General features: G+C 64.8%; 16 protein-coding genes and 1 tRNA gene. 8 read left to right on the forward strand and 9 right to left on the reverse strand.

Annotated elements, in window-relative coordinates; translation table 11 throughout:
* Positions 1 to 48 precede the first annotated feature (48 nt).
* Complete coding sequence (locus RSPPHO_RS06380; protein ID WP_041794659.1) at positions 49 to 864, forward strand: cysteine hydrolase family protein; 816 nt, start codon at positions 49 to 51, stop codon at positions 862 to 864.
* 53 nt (positions 865 to 917) lie between these two features.
* On the opposite strand, the gene RSPPHO_RS06385 is transcribed toward RSPPHO_RS06380, so the two are convergent.
* Complete coding sequence (locus tag RSPPHO_RS06385) at positions 918 to 1,439, reverse strand: SixA phosphatase family protein (protein WP_242390583.1); 522 nt, start codon at positions 1,437 to 1,439, stop codon at positions 918 to 920.
* Between the two features lie 127 nt (positions 1,440 to 1,566).
* Here RSPPHO_RS06385 and RSPPHO_RS06390 point away from each other — a divergent pair, with 127 nt between their 5' ends.
* Together RSPPHO_RS06390 and RSPPHO_RS06395 are read left to right on the forward strand one after the other, a co-directional pair.
* Positions 1,567 to 3,774, forward strand: coding sequence for an RNA degradosome polyphosphate kinase (locus RSPPHO_RS06390; protein ID WP_014414447.1), 2,208 nt, complete (start codon positions 1,567 to 1,569; stop codon positions 3,772 to 3,774).
* Positions 3,775 to 3,778: 4 nt separating this feature from the next.
* Entirely contained in the window at positions 3,779 to 5,305 is a 1,527-nt protein-coding gene (locus RSPPHO_RS06395; protein ID WP_081581666.1) for a Ppx/GppA family phosphatase, read from the forward strand.
* 70 nt (positions 5,306 to 5,375) lie between these two features.
* Here RSPPHO_RS06395 and gltA read toward each other — a convergent pair whose 3' ends face one another.
* Positions 5,376 to 6,680: a citrate synthase gene (gene gltA, locus RSPPHO_RS06400; protein ID WP_041794660.1), complete on the reverse strand. Its 1,305-nt coding sequence runs from the start codon at positions 6,678 to 6,680 to the stop codon at positions 5,376 to 5,378.
* A gap of 241 nt (positions 6,681 to 6,921) precedes the next feature.
* Entirely contained in the window at positions 6,922 to 8,349 is a 1,428-nt protein-coding gene (gene gltX / locus RSPPHO_RS06405; protein ID WP_014414450.1) for a glutamate--tRNA ligase, read from the reverse strand.
* Between the two features lie 91 nt (positions 8,350 to 8,440).
* Here gltX and RSPPHO_RS06410 point away from each other — a divergent pair, with 91 nt between their 5' ends.
* Positions 8,441 to 10,522 carry a ComEC/Rec2 family competence protein gene (locus tag RSPPHO_RS06410; protein ID WP_014414451.1) on the forward strand — a complete coding sequence of 694 codons (2,082 nt, stop codon included), beginning with the start codon at positions 8,441 to 8,443 and terminating at the stop codon, positions 10,520 to 10,522.
* A gap of 28 nt (positions 10,523 to 10,550) precedes the next feature.
* Here RSPPHO_RS06410 and RSPPHO_RS06415 read toward each other — a convergent pair whose 3' ends face one another.
* Positions 10,551 to 11,510, reverse strand: a complete 960-nt coding sequence (locus RSPPHO_RS06415) for a zinc ABC transporter substrate-binding protein (RefSeq protein ID WP_157879113.1) — start codon at positions 11,508 to 11,510, stop codon at positions 10,551 to 10,553.
* Positions 11,511 to 11,602: 92 nt separating this feature from the next.
* Here RSPPHO_RS06415 and RSPPHO_RS06420 point away from each other — a divergent pair, with 92 nt between their 5' ends.
* From RSPPHO_RS06420 to RSPPHO_RS06430, 3 genes are read left to right on the forward strand one after another with little or no spacing between them, the layout of a single operon-like run.
* On the forward strand, positions 11,603 to 12,082 hold the full coding sequence (locus tag RSPPHO_RS06420) for a Fur family transcriptional regulator (RefSeq protein ID WP_051013728.1): 480 nt from the start codon (positions 11,603 to 11,605) through the stop codon (positions 12,080 to 12,082).
* On the forward strand, positions 12,057 to 12,782 hold the full coding sequence (locus RSPPHO_RS06425; RefSeq protein ID WP_014414453.1) for an ATP-binding cassette domain-containing protein: 726 nt from the start codon (positions 12,057 to 12,059) through the stop codon (positions 12,780 to 12,782). The genes RSPPHO_RS06420 and RSPPHO_RS06425 overlap by 26 nt, the downstream gene beginning before the upstream one ends.
* Positions 12,779 to 13,555 carry a metal ABC transporter permease gene (locus RSPPHO_RS06430; protein WP_014414454.1) on the forward strand — a complete coding sequence of 259 codons (777 nt, stop codon included), beginning with the start codon at positions 12,779 to 12,781 and terminating at the stop codon, positions 13,553 to 13,555. Before RSPPHO_RS06425 ends, RSPPHO_RS06430 begins: the two co-directional genes overlap by 4 nt.
* 44 nt (positions 13,556 to 13,599) lie before the next feature.
* Here RSPPHO_RS06430 and RSPPHO_RS06435 read toward each other — a convergent pair whose 3' ends face one another.
* The 5 genes from RSPPHO_RS06435 to RSPPHO_RS06450 form a co-directional block, all read right to left on the reverse strand.
* Positions 13,600 to 14,412 (reverse strand): hypothetical protein, encoded by an 813-nt coding sequence (locus tag RSPPHO_RS06435; RefSeq protein ID WP_014414455.1) that lies wholly within the window; start codon positions 14,410 to 14,412, stop codon positions 13,600 to 13,602.
* Positions 14,413 to 14,588: 176 nt separating this feature from the next.
* Complete coding sequence (locus tag RSPPHO_RS21910) at positions 14,589 to 14,840, reverse strand: biotin synthase BioB (RefSeq protein WP_422610583.1); 252 nt, start codon at positions 14,838 to 14,840, stop codon at positions 14,589 to 14,591.
* Positions 14,780 to 15,571, reverse strand: coding sequence for a biotin synthase BioB (bioB, locus tag RSPPHO_RS06440; RefSeq protein WP_014414457.1), 792 nt, complete (start codon positions 15,569 to 15,571; stop codon positions 14,780 to 14,782). Before bioB ends, RSPPHO_RS21910 begins: the two co-directional genes overlap by 61 nt.
* A gap of 250 nt (positions 15,572 to 15,821) precedes the next feature.
* Positions 15,822 to 15,908 (reverse strand) — tRNA-Leu (locus RSPPHO_RS06445).
* A gap of 77 nt (positions 15,909 to 15,985) precedes the next feature.
* Positions 15,986 to 16,876 carry a homocysteine S-methyltransferase family protein gene (locus RSPPHO_RS06450; RefSeq protein ID WP_014414458.1) on the reverse strand — a complete coding sequence of 297 codons (891 nt, stop codon included), beginning with the start codon at positions 16,874 to 16,876 and terminating at the stop codon, positions 15,986 to 15,988.
* Between the two features lie 103 nt (positions 16,877 to 16,979).
* Here RSPPHO_RS06450 and RSPPHO_RS06455 point away from each other — a divergent pair, with 103 nt between their 5' ends.
* Entirely contained in the window at positions 16,980 to 17,804 is an 825-nt protein-coding gene (locus tag RSPPHO_RS06455) for a transporter substrate-binding domain-containing protein (RefSeq protein WP_051013730.1), read from the forward strand.
* The last annotated feature ends 66 nt before the right edge of the window (positions 17,805 to 17,870 follow it).

The raw sequence follows: 17,870 nt of genomic DNA on the forward strand, positions 1-17,870 counted from the left end.
CGGTACAACCGTCTTCTCCCCCCCTGTTCGCCCGAGGGATGTCCCGCCATGAGCGCCTGTTTGCTGATCATCGATCCTCAATGCGATTTTTGTGACGGCCCCGCCGCCGGGGCCCTGGCCGTCCCCGGCGCCTGGGGCGATATGGAGCGGCTCGCCCGACATCTTGATGCCGAAGGGGATCGCTATGAGGCGATCGCCGTGACCCTTGATAGCCACGGTGCCTACGACATCGGGCATCCGTCTTTTTGGCAAGATGCCGAAGGGCATCCGCCCGCGCCGTTCACCCTTGTCACCCGAGAGGCCGTTGCACGCGGGGAGTGGGGACCCGCCGATCCTGAGTTGACGGCGTGGGTGGTGTCCTATTTGGAAAGGCTCGAAGCGGCGGGGCGCTATACCCATATGGTTTGGCCCGAACACTGCCTTGTCGGGACGCCTGGCCATCAGGTCCACCCCGAAGTGGCCCGCGCCCTTCTGGACTGGCAGCGTCGCCAGCATCGCGCTGTCAGGTGGCTCATCAAGGGGCTCAATCCCCGCGTCGAGCACTATAGCGCCTTTGGCTGCGAGGTCGAGGATCCGCAAGATCCCGAGGGGACCGCCGCAGGGCGTCGCGCTGCGCAAGCGCTAGCAGCCTACAACGAAATTGCCATTGCCGGCGAGGCGTTGTCCCATTGTGTGAAGAGCACGGTGGAGGATTTGCTGGCGGGGCTGCGCGCTGCTCAGGTCGCGGCCCCCGAAGCCCGGTTGCGGCTGCTGACCTCCATGATGAGTCCGGTTCCGGCGGTGCCGGGAGGGCCGGATTTTCCCGCCATTGGTCGGGCGTTCCTGTCCCATTTGCAGGGCAAGGGGGCGGTGCTCGTCGCGTGAGCGGAGCGGCACAAGGAAAAGGCTGGGGAGGCTTGCCTCCCCAGCCCCCTCGGTCACGATGAGGGCAGGTCGCGCGGGCGGGTGAAGGCAACGAGGTGGGCGCGCAAGGGGGCAAGCGCGGTCCACGGCCCCGCGGTGTGGATCTCGGCCAGCGCCGCGGTGGGGAACTTGTGGCGCAGCAGGGCCAGGGCTGCGGGCGCGCTGTTGGGGCCGGCCAAGGTCAAGGCGACGCGCTCCAGCGCCGGGTTGTGGCCGACCACCAACACCGACGTGTACGCCTCGGGCAGGGCTCGCAGATGGGCGAGCAAGGGGTCGGGTTCAAAGACATAAAGGCCCGGTTCCTCGAGAATGGGGAGGTCCGCTGGCAAGGCCGGCCGGACCAGCGCCAGGGTTTCGCGGGCGCGCCTCGCCGGAGAACACAAGACCGCGTCCAGCGGTCCCGCCCCCACCACCGCCGCCATGCGCTCGGCCGCCGCCGTGCCCCGAGGCGCCAGGGCGCGGTCGATATCATCTTGTCCCGCCTGACTCCAGTCGGACTTGGCATGGCGCAACAGCAGCAAACGTTTCATAATCATGAAAGAAGATCCGGCTCGGGGCGGGTAACTTTCCAGGCACCCCTTTGGTGTCGTACAAACGGCTCCGTTTGTCGATGGGGCGCTCCTGCGCTGCCATCTTCGCAAGGTTCAGGAAGGAAGGCCAGCCATGACCACTGTTGCGCCCCCGGCCGCGCCGGACGCCAGCCCCCGCCCGGGAGCCCGCCCCGTTGCCGCGTTTGAGCGGACCTTTACCCTGGACATGCCCGAGCGCTTCATCAATCGCGAACAGTCCTGGCTGGGCTTCAATTTCCGGGTGATGGAGGAGGCGCGCAATCCGCGTCATCCGCTGATGGAGCGGGTGCGCTTCTTGTCCATTTCTGGCTCGAACCTTGACGAATTCTATATGGTACGGGTCGCCGGGTTGAAGGGACAGGTCTCGGCCGGGGTCAAGCAGGTCAGTCCCGATGGCCTGACCCCCGCCCAACAATTGGCCGCCATCAATCGCATGGCGCGGCGTCTTCTGGAGGAGCAGCAAGACGCCTGGACCGATTTGCGCCACGAGATGGCTCAGGCCGGGGTGTCGGTGCTCAGTCTGGATGACCTGAGCCCAGAGGAGCGGGCGTGGATCGAGGCGTTTTTTCGTCAGCAGGTCTTCCCGGTGCTGACCCCGCTGGCCATTGATCCGGCCCATCCCTTTCCGTTCATTCCCAATCTTGGGCACGCCTTGGTGTTGCACTTGGTGCGCCTGAGCGATCACGCCTCCTTGCGGGCGCTCGTACCGCTACCCAACCACGTGTCGCGCTTCATTCGGTTGCCGGGCGAGGATCGACGGGAGATTCGTTTCGTATTTCTTGAGGATATGGTCAGCCTGTTCCTTGATCGGCTGTTCCCCGGCTTCAAGGTCAGCCAGGGGGGGCATTTCCGGGTGATCCGCGATTCGGTCATGGACGTGGATGAAGAGGCGGAGGATTTGGTGATGAGCTTTGAGTCCGCCCTCAAGCGGCGGCGGCGCGGCCATTGCATCCGCCTGACCTTGAATGCCGATATGCCTGAAGATCTGGTCAAGATGATCTGTGACGAGATGGACGTGGCCGAAGAAGATCTCTTCAAGGTCAAGGGTCCCATTGGACTGGCCGACTTAAAGCAACTGATCACCGATGATCGTCCTGACCTTCAGTTCCCGCCGTTTACCGCGCGTTTTCCCGAACGCATCCGTGACTTTGGCGGCGATTGCTTCGCCGCGATCCGCAAGAAGGACATCATTGTCCATCATCCTTACGAGTCCTTCGACGTAGTGGTGCAGTTCCTGCGCCAAGCAGCGCGTGACCCCAACGTCTTGTCCATCAAGCAGACCCTATATCGGACCTCCAACAACTCGCCCATCGTGGCGGCGCTGATCGAAGCGGCGGAGGCCGGCAAGTCGGTGACGGCCATGGTCGAGCTCAAGGCCCGCTTCGACGAGGAAGCCAATATTCGCTGGGCCCGTGACCTGGAACGGGCCGGAGCGAACGTGGTCTATGGCTTCATGGACCTCAAGACGCACGCCAAGATCTCCATGGTCATTCGCCGGGAGAGCGGGGAGCTTCGGCCTTATGTTCATTTTGGTACGGGTAATTATCACCCCATCACCGCCAAAATTTATACCGACTTGTCCTTCTTTACTGCCGATCCCGATCTCTGCCAAGATGCGGCCCGAGCCTTTAATTACATGACGGGCTACGCGACACCCGAGCGCATGGAAAAGCTGCGAGTTGCCCCCCTGGGCCTCAAAGAAACGCTGATGGAACGCATCGCCGCCGAGGCCGCCCATGCACGGGCCGGACGGCCTGGCACCATCTGGGCCAAGGTCAACTCCTTGGTGGACGCCGACCTGATCGATGCCCTCTACCGGGCCTCGGGGGAGGGGGTGCAGATCGATTTGGTGGTGCGGGGGATTTGCTGCCTGCGGCCCGGAGTGCCGGGCTTGTCCGAGAACATCCGGGTGAAATCCATTGTCGGGCGCTTTTTGGAGCATTCACGTATCGCCTGCTTTGGCAACGGGGAACCGTTGCCGGGACCCAATGCCCTGGTCTACATCTCGTCGGCGGACTGGATGCCCCGGAACCTGGAGAGGCGGGTGGAAACTTTGGTGCCCATTGAAAACCCCACCGTGAAGGCCCAGGTGGTCGAGCAGATCATGGTGGCCAATCTCAACGACCGGGCCCAGTCCTGGTATTTGACGGCCGAGGGCGAGTTCCTGCGTGTGGTGGCGGGGGATGACGCTTTCTCAGCCCACACCTACTTCATGACCAATCCCAGCCTCTCCGGGCGTGGCTCGGCCTTGACGGGACCGGAAAAGGCCGTGCCCTCTCTTGTTTTCAATCCACGAGGCTGAACGCATGGCGACGTGTTTTTCGCCCACCCCGCCGGTTACGACGGCCTCTGTCTTGGAGGCGGAGGCCCCCCCACTCGGGGTCGTCGATATCGGCTCGAACTCGGTGCGTCTGGTGGTCTATCGCGGCACCGGACGGACACCTTTACCCCTTCTCAATGAAAAGGCCACCTGCGGCCTGGGGCGGGGCCTGGGGGCCTCGGAGCTGCTCAATCCCGAAGGGAAGGGGTTGGCCCTGGCGGCCGTATCGCGCTACGCTCGCTTGGCCGAGGCGATGGGGGTCGGCACTTTGGATCTGGTGGCGACCGCCGCCATCCGCGATGCCTGGGACGGTCCGGCCTTCGTCGCCGAGATCGAGGCGGCCACCGGCCATCCCGTCACCGTTCTAAGCGGCGAGGACGAGGCGCGCATGGCCGCCCTTGGGGTGTTGTGCGGGCTGCCCGACGCCAACGGCATGGTTGCCGATCTCGGCGGCGGCTCGTTGGAACTGGTCATGGTCCACGACGGTCATTTTGATCAGTATACCACCATGCCGCTTGGCGTGTTGCGCTTGTCCGAAGCCTCGGGCAACGATCGGGCCCGGGCGTGTGAGATCATTGATGATCATCTGTTGCGGCTGCCCTGGCTCTCCCAGTGCCGGGGCCGGTCCTTGTATGCCGTGGGGGGCGCGTGGCGCACCTTGGCTCGGGTGTGTATCGAGCAGATCGGCTATCCCTTGCACGTGCTTGATAATTTTTCACTGCCGTACGACGAGGCCCTGCGGCTGTTTGACCTGATTGCCCGCTTGCCGCGCAAGGCTCTAGAAGGCATTGACGGGATCAGCCGCAAGCGTGTGCCTCATCTGACCATCGCCACCGTCCTCCTGGAACGCTTGTTGCAAGAAGCGCGGCCCGACCATCTGGTCTTTTCCGTTTATGGCATGCGGGAAGGGCGGTTTTTTCAAACCCTGCCTCCTGAGGTTCAAACCCAAGATCCGCTGATCAGCGCCTGCGAGGCTCTGGCCCGGGCCGCCGGGCGGTTCCCTGGTCAGGGGCGAGAGTTGTTTGCCTGGATGGCTCCCCTGTTTCTCGGCGAGAGCCAGAGGGACAGCCGGCTGCGCCTTGCTACCTGCTTGATTGGGGATGTCTTCTGGTCCGAGCACCCCGATTACCGCGCCGATCAGGCCTTTCATCGGGTGCTCAAAATGCCGTTCATGGGTCTGAGCCACACCGACCGCGCCTGTCTGGCCTTGGCCGTGCGCCATCGCTACACCAGCGATCCCGGGGATGATTGGGTGGACCGGGCGGAAAAACTGCTGGACTCGGCGACCTTGAGTCGTGTGCGCACCATCGGCCACGCCCTGCGCTTGGGCTATGCGGTGAGTGGAGGGGCGCCTGGTCTGATCTCCCGCACGGCCCTGACCTTGCAAGACGGGGCCCTGACCCTGCATGTTCCGGGACACGATCCCATTTACCAGCCCGAGGTTTTCGCCAAGCGCCTGGAGCGGCTGGCCCGGGGTCTGGGAGTGAGCCCGCGCACCGTCACCTTGGCCTGAGAACAAAAAGACCAACGGATCTGGGGAGGCAAGCCTCCCCAGCCTTATCTTCTTGTTGCTCCGGGATCGCTTAAACGCGCTGCTCCATGGAGAGGAACGGCCGGGCCTGGGCGCCTTGGTACAACTGGCGCGGACGGCCAATCTTCTGGTCGGGATCCTCGATCATTTCCTTCCACTGACTGATCCATCCCACTGTCCGCGCCAGGGCGAACAGGCAGGTGAACATGGTGGTGGGAATGCCCATGGCCCGGAAGACAATTCCAGAATAAAAATCTACATTGGGGTAGAGCTTCTTTTCGATGAAATAATCGTCCTCTAGGGCGATCCTCTCAAGCTCCATAGCAATTTTCAGAAGCGGCTCGTCCTTGCACCCCAGCTCATTGAGCACCTCGTGGCAGGTTCTGGCCATGAGCTTGGCGCGGGGGTCGTAGTTTTTGTAAACGCGGTGGCCAAAGCCCATCAGACGGAAGGAGTCGTCCTTGTTCTTGGCCCGCTTGACGAACTCGCCGACGCGATCCGGCGTGCCAATCTGGTTGAGCATGTTCAGCACGGCTTCATTGGCCCCGCCATGCGCCGGTCCCCACAGCGAGGCAATGCCCGCCGCGATACAGGCAAACGGATTGGCGCCCGACGACCCGGCCAGACGCACGGTCGAGGTCGAGGCGTTTTGTTCGTGGTCGGCGTGCAAAATCAAGATGCGGTCCATGGCGCGGGCCAGGACCGGGTTGACCTCGTACTCCTCGCACGGGGTGCTGAACATCATGTGCAGGAAGTTTTCGGCATAAGTCAGTTTGTTGCGCGGGTAGCTGAAGGGCTGACCTTGGGAGTATTTGTAGGCCCAGGCGGCGATGGTAGGCATCTTTGCGACCAGCCGGTGCTGGGCGATCATGCGCTGGTGGGCATCGGTAATGTCGATTGAGTCGTGATAGAACGCCGACAGGGCTCCGACAACGCCGCACATGATGGCCATGGGATGGGCGTCACGGCGGAAGCCGTCCACGAATTTATGGAGCTGTTCGTGGACCATGGTGTGATGCGAAATGGTCCACTGGAAGTCGGTTTTCTCCTTGGCATTGGGGAGATCCCCCCGGAGCAGGAGGTAGGCGACTTCCATGAAGTCACAGTGCTCGGCCAGTTCGGCTATGTCGTAGCCGCGATAGCGCAAAATCCCCGCGTCGCCATCAATGTAGGTGATGGCTGAAGAACAGCTCCCGGTGGACATATAGCCGGGATCGTAGGTAAACATGCCGGTTTCGCCGTAAAACTTGCGAATATCGACGACGTCAGGACCATCAGTCCCGTGCAGAATTGGAAAATTAAACGTCTTTCCGGTGCGATTGTCGATCATCGTCACCGAGTTTTTGGTGTCGGTCATCGGCTCATTCCCCAGTCTTGCGCATTCCCGAACCCGATCCCCGAAAAGGCATCGTGCCAAGGTCTGCCGCGGTGGAAGGGCAGGCGTCCCTGATCCCGGGCATGACGGCCCACGGCAAAAGGGTGGATCAGCGATCCCCGTCCCCAGGCGGACCCCCCTTAAGCCCCACCTTACACCAAGGTCGGGCTTTGGGGGGCTTTCTTTTCCGCCCCCCACGCAAGGATATTTTCCCAGCGAAGCCTCACTGGCCCGTCGCGGCCTCCTGCCAACGTCCCGCCAGGGCGGCATCGAGTCGGGCCAAAGTCTCCGTCTGTCCCAGCACTTCCATGACCTCGAACACCGGCGGCGACACGGTCGAACCGGTGAGGGCGGCGCGAATCGGTTGGGCAATCTGGCCCAGCTTTACACTGCGACTTTCCGATTGCGTCCGGGCCAGGGCCTCCAGGGCGTCCCGCGTCCACGTCTCCACGCCGGCCAGGGCTGCGCGCAACTCCGCCAGCAAGGCCCCGCCGTCGCCGGTCACCGCGGCACGCGCCTTGGCATCATAGGGCAGGGGGATCGAGCGCACATAAAAGGCCGCCGACTGCGCCAACTCGACCAAGGTCTTGGCCCGATCGCGTAAACCGGCCATCCCCAGCGCCAAGCGCCGCTGGCCTTGCGTGTCCACCGACAGTCCCGTGCTTTCGAGACGCGCCACGGTCGGTGCCACCAAGGTGGCCGGGGTCGCCTCGCGGATATAGTGAGCGTTGAGTGCCGTCAGCTTCTGGAGATCAAAGCGGGCCGGGGAGCGCCCCACGCCGTCCAGGGTGAACCACTCGGCCGCCTGATCGCTGGAAAAGATCTCGGCATCGCCATGGGCCCAGCCCAGACGCGTCAGATAATTGCGCAAGGCTTCGGGCAGGAAGCCCATGTCACGATACGCATCCGCCCCCAACGCGCCATGGCGCTTGGACAGCTTGGCGCCGTCCGGCCCATGGATCAGCGGAATGTGGGCAAAGCGCGGAACCTCCCATCCCAGGGCCCGGTAAAGCTGGGTCTGGCGGAAGGCATTGGTCAGATGGTCGTCCCCGCGAATCACATGGGTGATGCCCATGTCATGGTCGTCCACAACCACAGAAAGCATGTAGGTGGGCGTGCCATCGCTGCGCAGCAAGATCATGTCGTCAAGCTGGCTGTTGGCCACGGTGACCGTGCCTTGCACGAGATCGTCGATGACCGTTTCGCCGCTTTGGGGCGCCTTGAGGCGAATCACCGGCGCCACCCCCACCGGAGCATCGGCGGGATCACGGTCGCGCCAGCGCCCGTCATAGCGCGGCGGCAGGCCCCGGGCCTTGAGGTCCTCGCGCATGGCGGTCAGCTCATCCGCCGTGCAATAGCAGCGATAGGCCAGCCCTTTTTCGACCAGCGACAGGGCCGCCTCGACGTGGCGGGCGGCGCGGGCAAACTGGTAGACCGGCTCGCCCTCCCAGTCGATGCCCATCCAGGCCAGCCCGTCAAGAATGGCCGCAACCGCTTCCGGTGTGGACCGGGCCCGGTCGGTATCCTCAATGCGCAACAGAAAACGGCCGCCGTGGTGTCGGGCGAAAAGCCAGTTGAACAAGGCGGTGCGCGCGCCTCCGATGTGCAGGAAGCCGGTCGGCGAGGGCGCGAAACGAGTGACAACGGTCATGGAGAGACTCAGTTTGCTTTATGGTCGGAAGATCGACTGAGGCGTTTTTTAGCATGACCGCGCCGGAAGGGGCCAGCGGCAGGGAGGCATCATGAGCATCAAACCCCCCTCCCTTCCAGCCCCGGACCCCTGGGATGACAGCGCTCGCCTTCCCGACCCTCCACCTTCCTGGCTGGCCCGTCTCCTGGAGCGTGAGCCGGGCTCCCTGGTCCTCTGGGCGCCCGTTGTTTTTGGCGGAGGCATTGCCGGCTACTTCGCCTTGCCCAGCGAGCCCCCTCCCGGCGTGCTCGCCGCCAGCCTCGGGAGTGTGTTGCTTCTTTCCCTGGGGGCCCGCCGTTGGGCCGGGGATGGCGTGCGCATCCTTCTCGGGGCGCTGGCCATCGGTGCCGCGGGGGCCTTTCTTGCCCAGGCCGCGACCGTGATGCTCGGCGCTCCTGTCTTGTCCTCCCCTCTGGGGCCGGTGGGGGTGGAGGGGCGGGTCCGTTCCGTCGAACCCCTGGAGCGGGGCTGGCGCGTTGTCCTGGACGACCTCTGGATCAAGGGCCTGCCCCCCGACCAGACCCCGGCCCGCCTGCGTTTGCGGGCTCAGGCTCGGGTCACTGACAGCGTGGCTCCGGTCCCTGGCCTGCGCGTGGCCACGTTTGCCCGCTTGACCCCCCCTCCACGTCCGGTGGTCCCCGGGGGGTATGATTTGGCGCGAGCCCTGTGGTTCAAGGAGATCGGCGCCGTGGGGGTTGCCCTGGGTCCTCTGCGCGCCCGTTCAGCGCCGGCAGCCTTCGGGGTCGAGCGGTTTGCCCTCGACCTTGAGGCGCTGCGGGCCCGCGTCACCGCCCGCCTGATTGCCGCGGGAACGTCCGAAACCGGCCCCCTGGCCGCTGCTATGCTGACCGGCGATACCCGTGCCATTCCCCAGGAGGTCATGCAGGCCTATCGCGACGCCGGGCTCGCCCATATCCTGGCCATCTCCGGCTTGAACATGACTCTGGCCGGGGGCTTGGTGTTTGTCGTGGTGCGGGCCGGATTGTCCCTGTGGCCGTGGGTGGCCCTGCGCTGGCCGATCAAAAAGCTGGCGGCGCTCATTGCCCTGGCCAGTTGCCTTTTTTATTTGGGGTTGTCGGGTGCCGAGGTTCCGGCCCAGCGGTCCTTTCTCATGGTCTCTCTGCTCATGCTGGCCGTTTTGGTCGATCGCACGGCGCTATCCCTGCGGACCCTGGCCGTTACCGCCCTGGCGGTCCTGGCTTTTGCCCCGTTGTCCTTGCTGGGACCTTCGTTCCAGATGTCCTTTGGCGCCGTTCTCGGGTTGATCGCTCTCTTCAGTGCCCTCACCCCCCGCCTTTTGACGTGGCGACGGGCTGGCGGCGTTTGGCGGGTTGGCGTGATTTACGCGGCAGGGGTGATCGCCTCCTCGGCGGTCGGGACCCTGGCCTCCACCCCCTTTGCCGCCCACCACTTCCATCGCGTCGCCCTCTATGGCCTTCCAGCCAACATGATCGGGGTTCCTGTCACCAGTTTTTGGGTCATGCCCTGGGGGGTTGCCGCCATGCTCCTCATGCCCTTTGGCCTGGAAAAACTGGCGGTCACCGCCATGGGGTGGGGGCTGGGCGTGACCGTGAGCGTTGCCAAGACGGTGGCTGCGTGGCCTGGGGCCGTGATGAGCGTTCCTTCCGGGCCCGCCTGGGCCTTGGGGGTGGCGGCCTTGGGGGCCCTCTGGTTGTGCCTATGGCAGCGGTCCTGGCGCTGGGCGGGGGTGATTCCGATCGCTTTTGGCGTTGCGTTTCCTTTCTTTCTCCCCCCGCCTGACGTTCTGGTGGGGGAAGGGGGGTATCTGGTCGCGGTCCGGGGAGAGGGCGGCTATCTGATCAATGACCGCCGCCGCGAACGTTTCACCCGCATGGTGTGGGCCGAAACCTATGGCGGGGCTCAGATCCCCTTTCCCCGGGCTGGCCGGCTCGGCCCCCTCGACTGTACGCCCACCCTGTGCCTGTATCAGCGCGGGACCCTCACCCTCCAGCTCCCGCGAACTGGCGAGGTTCGCGTCGTGSGCCCCGGCCTGTTCATTGATGCCGCCGCGTTGCGGGAAAAMGGCAGCCATGCCCTGTGGATTGCCCATGACGGCCACGTCCGGGTGGAAACCGTGGCCGAGGCGCGGGGGCGACGGCCCTGGACGCAATAGGAGGAAACGCGGGTGAGGCCCCGGCGTTCTATGGCGTCAAGCACTCGGCAAGAGCGCGGCCGAGATCGTTCAGGGTTTGCTCATACAGGGCGGGACCCGGGGGATGGGCCGCTCCGAGGGGATCTAAGGTGCTGGTGTGGGCCGGGGTGCCCTCGGCGACCGTGTGCACCATGGCCGGCGAAAACTGGGGCTCGGCAAAAATGCAGGCGACCCCCTGGGTTTTAAGGCGCTCGCGGATCTGACGCATGCGCTGCGCTCCGGGCGGTGTTTCCGGGTGCAGGGTGATCGCTCCAACGCCGGTCAGGCCATAGCGCGCTTCCAGGTATTGATAGCCGTCGTGAAACACCAAAAACGACCGACCMCGGACCGGCGCCAGCCGCTCCTGCAACGCCCGATCCAGGCCTTCCAGACGGGTTTTTGTGGCGGCGGCATTGGCCCGATAGGTTGGGGCGTGCTCGGGGTCCAGATCGGCCAGGGCGTCCGCGACCGCCCCCACCAAAACCTGGGCGTTGGTCGGATCCAACCACAGGTGTGGGTCAATGCCGCCCGCTTCGTGGTCATGATCGTCGTCGTGGTCATGCTCCTCATGGTCCGCCGCGCCCGTCTCATGGTCATGCTCATGGTCATGGGGCTCCCAGTCGCCTCCCTGGCGCAAGGGCAAGAGGCGCACCCCGGGCAGGCTTGTCAGGGCCAAGCGCTTGGCTTGCGGACTCAGGCGCTCCAGCGGCGCCACCAAAAAGGTCTCCAGGGCAGGTCCCACCCACACCACCAGGGCCGCGTCTTGAAGGCTGCGCGCTTGCGAAGGCTTCAGGGCATAGCCGTGGGGCGAGGCGCCGCTCGAGACGATCAGGGCTGGTGTCCCTAAATCGCCCATCACCGAGGCCACCAAACTCTGGACGGGGGCGATGCTGGCCGCAACCCGGGGTACTTCGGCCCACGCCGGGGCGACGCCGAGCACCAAGAGTCCAAGGGCGATCCGAAAACGCATGGAGAAATCCTCCCGGTCTGACATCAGGACCGTTACACTATCACGATCGGCGCCCGATGTTATGTTATATTATATCACCCCAGGAGGAGGCTATGGAGCGACGGACAAGGGACGAGGCGGGCAGGGCGGCCTGTGCCGCCGGATCCCTGACGCCGGCCCGCCAACGGGTCCTGGCGGTCTTGCAGGCCCAGCCCCAGCGGGTTCTTGGCGCTTACGATATCTTGGAAATCCTGGCGGCTACGGGCTCCCGCCCGGCTCCTATGAGCGTGTATCGTGCCTTGGAACACTTGATGGGGGTTGGGCTGGTGCACCGGATTGCCAGCCTCAATGGCTTTGTTGCGTGTCATGCCGGGGACCGGGGGGCTGGGCATGCCGCTCAGTTTTTGATCTGCCGGGCGTGCCGCACGGTCATCGAACTGGACGGCCCCGGGGTGGCCCACGCCCTGGAGGAGGCCTGTGGGGCGGCCCGGTTCGTGCCCGAGGGGGCGGCGGTGGTCGAGGTGACGGGGGTGTGTCGGGGGTGTCGGGAAACACAGGGGGACGGGGATGGCGGAGCCTCTTGTCGTCATTGAGGATGTTGGCGTAAAGATCGGAAATCGTTGGCTTTTACGCCATGTTTCTCTCCGTGTTCATCCGGGAGAGATTCTGAGTGTGATTGGTCCGAATGGTGCGGGGAAAACCACCTTGGTCAAAGCCGTTCTTGGCCTTGTGCCGGTGGCCGAAGGCCGGATCCGCCGGCCGCCCTCGGAACACATCGGTTACGTCCCCCAACGCCTGAGCCTAGATCCGGTGTTACCCTTGTCGGTGTTCCGCTTGGCCACGCTACCGCGCACCGTGCCGCGCGCTCGGGTTGTGGCTGCCCTGACCGAAACCGGGGTGGCCGGGCTGATCGATGCCCCGGTGGCCGGGCTGTCGGGCGGCGAATTTCAACGGGTCCTTTTGGCCCGCGCCTTGTTGCGCGATCCCGCTCTTCTGGTGCTCGACGAACCGGTGCAGGGCGTGGACTACGCCGGCGAGGCCGCGCTTTATGACCTGATTGCCCGGGTTCGCGCCGAAAGAGGCTGCGCCGTCTTGATGATCTCGCATGACCTGCACGTGGTCATGGCTGCCACCGACACGGTTGCTTGCTTGAATGGTACGGTCTGCTGTTCCGGGCCGCCCCATGCGGTGGCTGATCTGCCGGCTTTCCAGGCCTTGTTTGGCCCGCGGGCCGGCAGTCTGGCCCTTTACGCCCACCACCATCACCCCTTGAGCGGGCAAGATCCCTCATGATCGACGACTTTTTGGTGCGGGCCCTCTTGGCCGGTGTCGGGCTGGCCCTGATCGCCGGCCCTTTAGGGTGCTTTGTGGTCTGGCGGCGCATGGCCTATTTTGGTGACACCATGGCCCATGCTGCCTTGCTGGGTGTTGCCCTCGGGGTGGCGAGCGGATCCCCGCCGTTGGTCGGGGTGTTGGGTGTGGCGCTCGGCTTGAGCGTCTTTTTGGGCACGGTGGCGCGGCGGCGGTCGCTGGGGCTGGATACCTTTCTTGGGGTTTTCTCCCATGGAGCCCTGGCATTGGGCTTGGTGTGCGTCGCCCTGATGGCCAACCGGGTGGATCTGCTGGGCTTGTTGCTGGGCGATGTTCTGGCGGTAAGTTGGGGCGATCTGGCCATCTTGTGGGGGGCGGGGGCGGTGATGCTCGGCGCCTTGGTGCTGGCGTGGCGCCCCTTGCTGGCTGCGACCTTGGACCCTGATCTCGCGCGCGCCGAGGGGGTCCCCACCACCCGCTTGGATATTTTCATCATGGTCCTCGTGGCCAGTGTGGTGGCCTTGGGGCTCAAGGTGGTGGGCGTGCTGCTGATCACGGCCTTGATGGTCATTCCGGCCGCTGCCGCCCGGCCGTGGTCACGCTCGCCGGAAGCCATGGCCGCACTGGCATCGGTCCTCGGGGGGATCGCGGTGGGCGGCGGGCTGGCCCTGTCCTTGGCGCTGGATACCCCGGCTGGCCCGTCCATGGTCGTCGTGGCCCTCTTGACCTTTTTGCCGGGGCTGTTGCGACGATAAAGGGAAGGCTGGGGAGGCGCTTTCTCCCCAGGCCCCTCGGTCTCTCAGTACTGCCCCCCGGCACTGGGCAGCGGCGCAAGCGGCGCCCCGGTCCCAAACCCGCTGGGCGGCGCCAGGGGAGAAAGCGAGGAGGGCGGCTGAACAGCCGGCGCCGGCATGCTTGCCGGAGGCAGTCCCTCGCCGGGAAGGTCGCGCAGTTTGGCCAGGGAAAGTGACGTGGAAACCCGGGTGGGCTCCTCGGGATCAGCGCGCTCCAGGGTCAGAGAGCGGAAAGGTGCGTGAACAGTCCACGAAACGCTACGCCCGCCCACGAAGATATCCAGATCCGCGCGGTCCAACTCCCCGGCCGGCGACAGCCAAAGATTCATGAGGCGACCGGCCTGGGGCTGGTCCGAGGTGGCGATGGGCGCGTCGATCAGGGCCTTGACGGCGAAATCGGTCGGCGAGATCAGGGCGTATAAAAACTCGCGCACAACCTGTCCGTAGGTCTTGGCGATGTTGATCCGCACGAAGGCGGCCCGGCCATCGGCGCCGGGGACGATGGTCGCGGCGCTATACGGGAACGCCACCCGCTTGGCGTCGAGTCCCATGCGCAGGAAGCTGCCATCGCTCAAGACGAGCTTGTCCAAGGTGCCATCGGCCTTGATCAGCAGGTCGTCCACCACGGCCACGGGGGGCGCATCGCCGTAGGTGCGCACGGGCAGGCGCAGGAGGTCGCGGACAGCGATGGGCCCTTGGAGGGCGGGCAGGGACTCGCCGTCGGCCACAGGGGCGGGGGGCGCCAGGGTTTGGGCCTGGGCCGCCAGAGGCAGGAGCAGGGCTCCAACGACCAGGGCCGCGCGGGGCAGACGCATCATGACGGGGTCTCCAGGAGGTCGGGAGGAGAATGATCCTTATCCTGGACGGCGCAGGACGTAAAGGGAAGGCTGGGGAGGCTTGCCTCCCCAGGCCCCTCGTTCCCGTTGGCTCTTCGCGTTGAGAGATACCCCAGGATTGGAGGGGTCTGGGGAGGCAAGCCTCCCCAGTCTTCCTTTTAGGCCAGGGCCGCGAACAAAGCGCGGTCAGCCGCCAGCTCGGCGTTGGGGGTGGTCAGCAGAGCATCCCCCAAGAAAATCGAGTTAGCGCCGGCAACAAAGCACAAAACCTGGGCTTCCAGGCTCAAGCTGGCCCGTCCCGCCGAGAGGCGGACCTGGGAGGCGGGCAGGGCAAGGCGGGTGGTGGCGATCATGCGCACCAAGTCGAGGGGATCGGTGGCCGGCCGGTCGGCCAGCGGGGTTCCCGCCACCGGGACCAGGACATTGATCGGCACGCTGTCGGGGTGGGGGTGAAGTTGGCCAGGGTCCGAATCAAACTGGCCCGGTCGCGCAGGCTTTCCCCCATGCCGATGATGCCGCCGCAGCAGACCTCGATGCCAGCGGCGCGCACGGCCGCAAGGGTGCGCAGGCGGTCTTCGTAGGTGCGGGTGGTGATGATGCTGCCGTAAAACTCGGGGCTGGTGTCCAGATTGTGGTTGTAGGCGGTGAGGCCGGCTTCGGCCAGGGCTTGGGCCTGGGCATCGGTCAGCATCCCCAGGGTCATGCAGGTTTCGAGGCCCAGGGCCCCGACCCCGCGCACCATGGCCAGCACCGCCTCGAACTCGCGACCGCCGGGCGGCTGACGCCACGCGGCCCCCATGCAAAAGCGCTCGGCCCCGGCCGCTTTGGCCTCGCGGGCCTGCTCGATGACCCGGGTTGGATCCATCAAGGCTTCGCGGGTCAGCTCGACATCGCGGTGGTGGGCCGACTGCGGGCAGTACGCGCAATCTTCGGAGCATCCCCCGGTCTTGATGTTGAGCAGGCTGGCTTTCTGAATGGCATTGGGGTCGTGGTGGCGGCGGTGAACGGCATTGGCCCGCCCCACCAACTCCAGGAGGGGCAGGGCTTGGAGGGTCTCAATCTCCTCCACCGTCCAGTCATGGCGGATCTGGCCGTCCTGGGGCTCGGGCTGGGGGGGCGCAACGGCGGGATCGGCGGTCATCCAGGGCTCCTTGATCTCGATTCCAGGGGACGCTCTCGATAATTATAGATAATTACTAGCGTCGATCTATGGATAGAGACACAGTTCACCCAGGTTCGCAAGATGAACCCCGGAGCCCCCCGCAAGAGATCTCCAAAAATAGATTTTTATAGATAAAGCCCTCACAACTCTCGCCGCAAACCCCAAAACGCCAAAAAGACGGCAACCTGTTTCCAGGTCCCGTCTTTTTCGGCAACATCGAGTGTGTGATTGGTGCCCCCGGGGAGACTCGAACTCCCACTCCCTTGCGGGAAACAGATTTTGAGTCTGCCGCGTCTACCAGTTCCACCACAGGGGCACCGTGCACTGCCTCGGTGCGAGGGCCGCAATGTGCCGTTCTGGAGCCCGATTGTCAAACCCTTTTTTTTGGCTGGGTCATTTTAGAGCGCGAGCCAGGGCGTTGATATGTTCCGGGGTGATGCCACAGCAGCCGCCGATGATCGTGGCTCCCTGGTCCACCCAGGCTTGGGCCCAGGCGGCATAGCGGGCGGGATCGAGGTCGGGCCGCAGTTCGTCCAGGGTTTCGTTGGCCTTGGCGTCCTTGGGTGTCGGGGGGAAGGCGTTGGCATAGACTCCAAGGTCCAGGGAGACACCGGCCTTGCGGGCTTCCTCGCGCGCCGTCGTCACCGCCGCGCCCATCACCTCCGGCTGGCTGCAATTGAACAAAACAGCCCGCGCCCCCAACGCCAGGGCCTCCTCGACCGCCACGGCCACGGGCTCGCCCGAGCGGAGCACCGGACCGGCGACGGGTTCGTCGTCCAGGGTGAACGACAGCCACAAGGGCTTGGGATCGTTCCCCAAGGCGGTTCGCGCGGCCCTGACCTCGGCGATGGAGCTTTGGGTTTCGGCCAGCCAGACATCCACGAAAGGCGCAAGACCCTCGATCAGCTTTTGGTGAATGGCGATGGAGGCGGCCTCGTCGAACAGGTCGGGGCGATAGGAGCCCAGGGCCGGGGGCAGGGAGCCCGCCACGATCGCCGCCGGCGACGCGCGATCGGCCACCTCGCGGGCCAGACGTCCCGCCAGCGCCGCCAACTCGGTCCCGCGCGCCTCGAAGCGCTCCTGCCCCAGGTGAAAGGGCACCACGGCATAGCTGTTGGTCGTCAGAATCGATGCACCCGCCTCGAGAAAAGCTTGGTGCGCCAGGGTCACAAACCCAGGCCCCTCGAGGAGCGCCAGGGCCGACCATTCCGGTTGACGAAATGGCGCCCCCCGGCGTTTGAGTTCCCGACCCATGCCACCATCCAGCACCCGTACCGTTGCCAAGGGCGTTCTCCGTTGTTGCGATGAAGGAAATGTTGCTATGAAGACGGCGTATTGTAGGTCGGGTTATACATTAGGCAAGTGTGTTACAACGAGGGGAAAGCAAATGACCGCACGATGGGGATGGGGCGCCGCCGCCGCCCTGGCTCTGGTCCTGGGGGCGAGTGGGGCCCAGGCTGGCGAAACGCTTGATCGCGTGACCGCTTCCAAGACCCTGGTCCAGGTGCTGGACCAGAGCTACCCGCCGTTCTCGTTCCTGAACGACAAGAACGAGATGGATGGGTTCGACGTGGATGTCGCCAAGGAATTCGCCAAGCGTCTGGGCGCGACCTTGAAAATCGAAACCCCCTCCTGGGAGGTCATCACCGCTGGAAACTGGAAAGGCCGCTGGGACGTTTGCATCTGCTCGATGACGCCGAGCAAGGAGCGCGCCGAGGTTCTCGACTTCGTGACCACCTATTACAACACCCCGGCTGTTCTCGTCGTCAGCGCCGACAATACCACTGCCCAGAGCATCAAGGATCTTTCGGGCAAGAAGATTGGCGTTCAGTCCGGCACGCCGTATGAAAAATACACCCAGAAGAACCTGACGATTGAGGGCGGCAAGCCGGTTGAGTATCCGTTTGATGCCGTGGTCCCGACGCCTTTCGAGAGCGAGGAACTGGCCTTCCAGGATCTTGCCCTGGGCGGTGGCAAGCGCCTGGATGGCATCGTAGGCAACATGGTGACCATCAAGCCGCGGGTGGACAAGTCTCCCGACAAATTCCGCGTTGTGGGCGAGCCCCTGTTTGCCGACCCCAATGCCATCGCCGTGGACAAGGGCGATCCCGAGTGGAAGGCCAAGGTGGCCTCGGTCATTGACGAGATGCGTCAAGACGGTACTTTGTCGCAGATTTCCATGAAGTGGATCGGTGCCGACATCACCAAGTAAGGGGTGATCGGCTTTTTTGGTGTTTATGGGCTCCCGTTCCCTTGGGGCGGGAGCCCGCTTTGTGGC

Source organism: Pararhodospirillum photometricum DSM 122, assembly GCF_000284415.1.
GTDB classification, from domain to species: Bacteria; Pseudomonadota; Alphaproteobacteria; order Rhodospirillales; family Rhodospirillaceae; genus Pararhodospirillum; species Pararhodospirillum photometricum.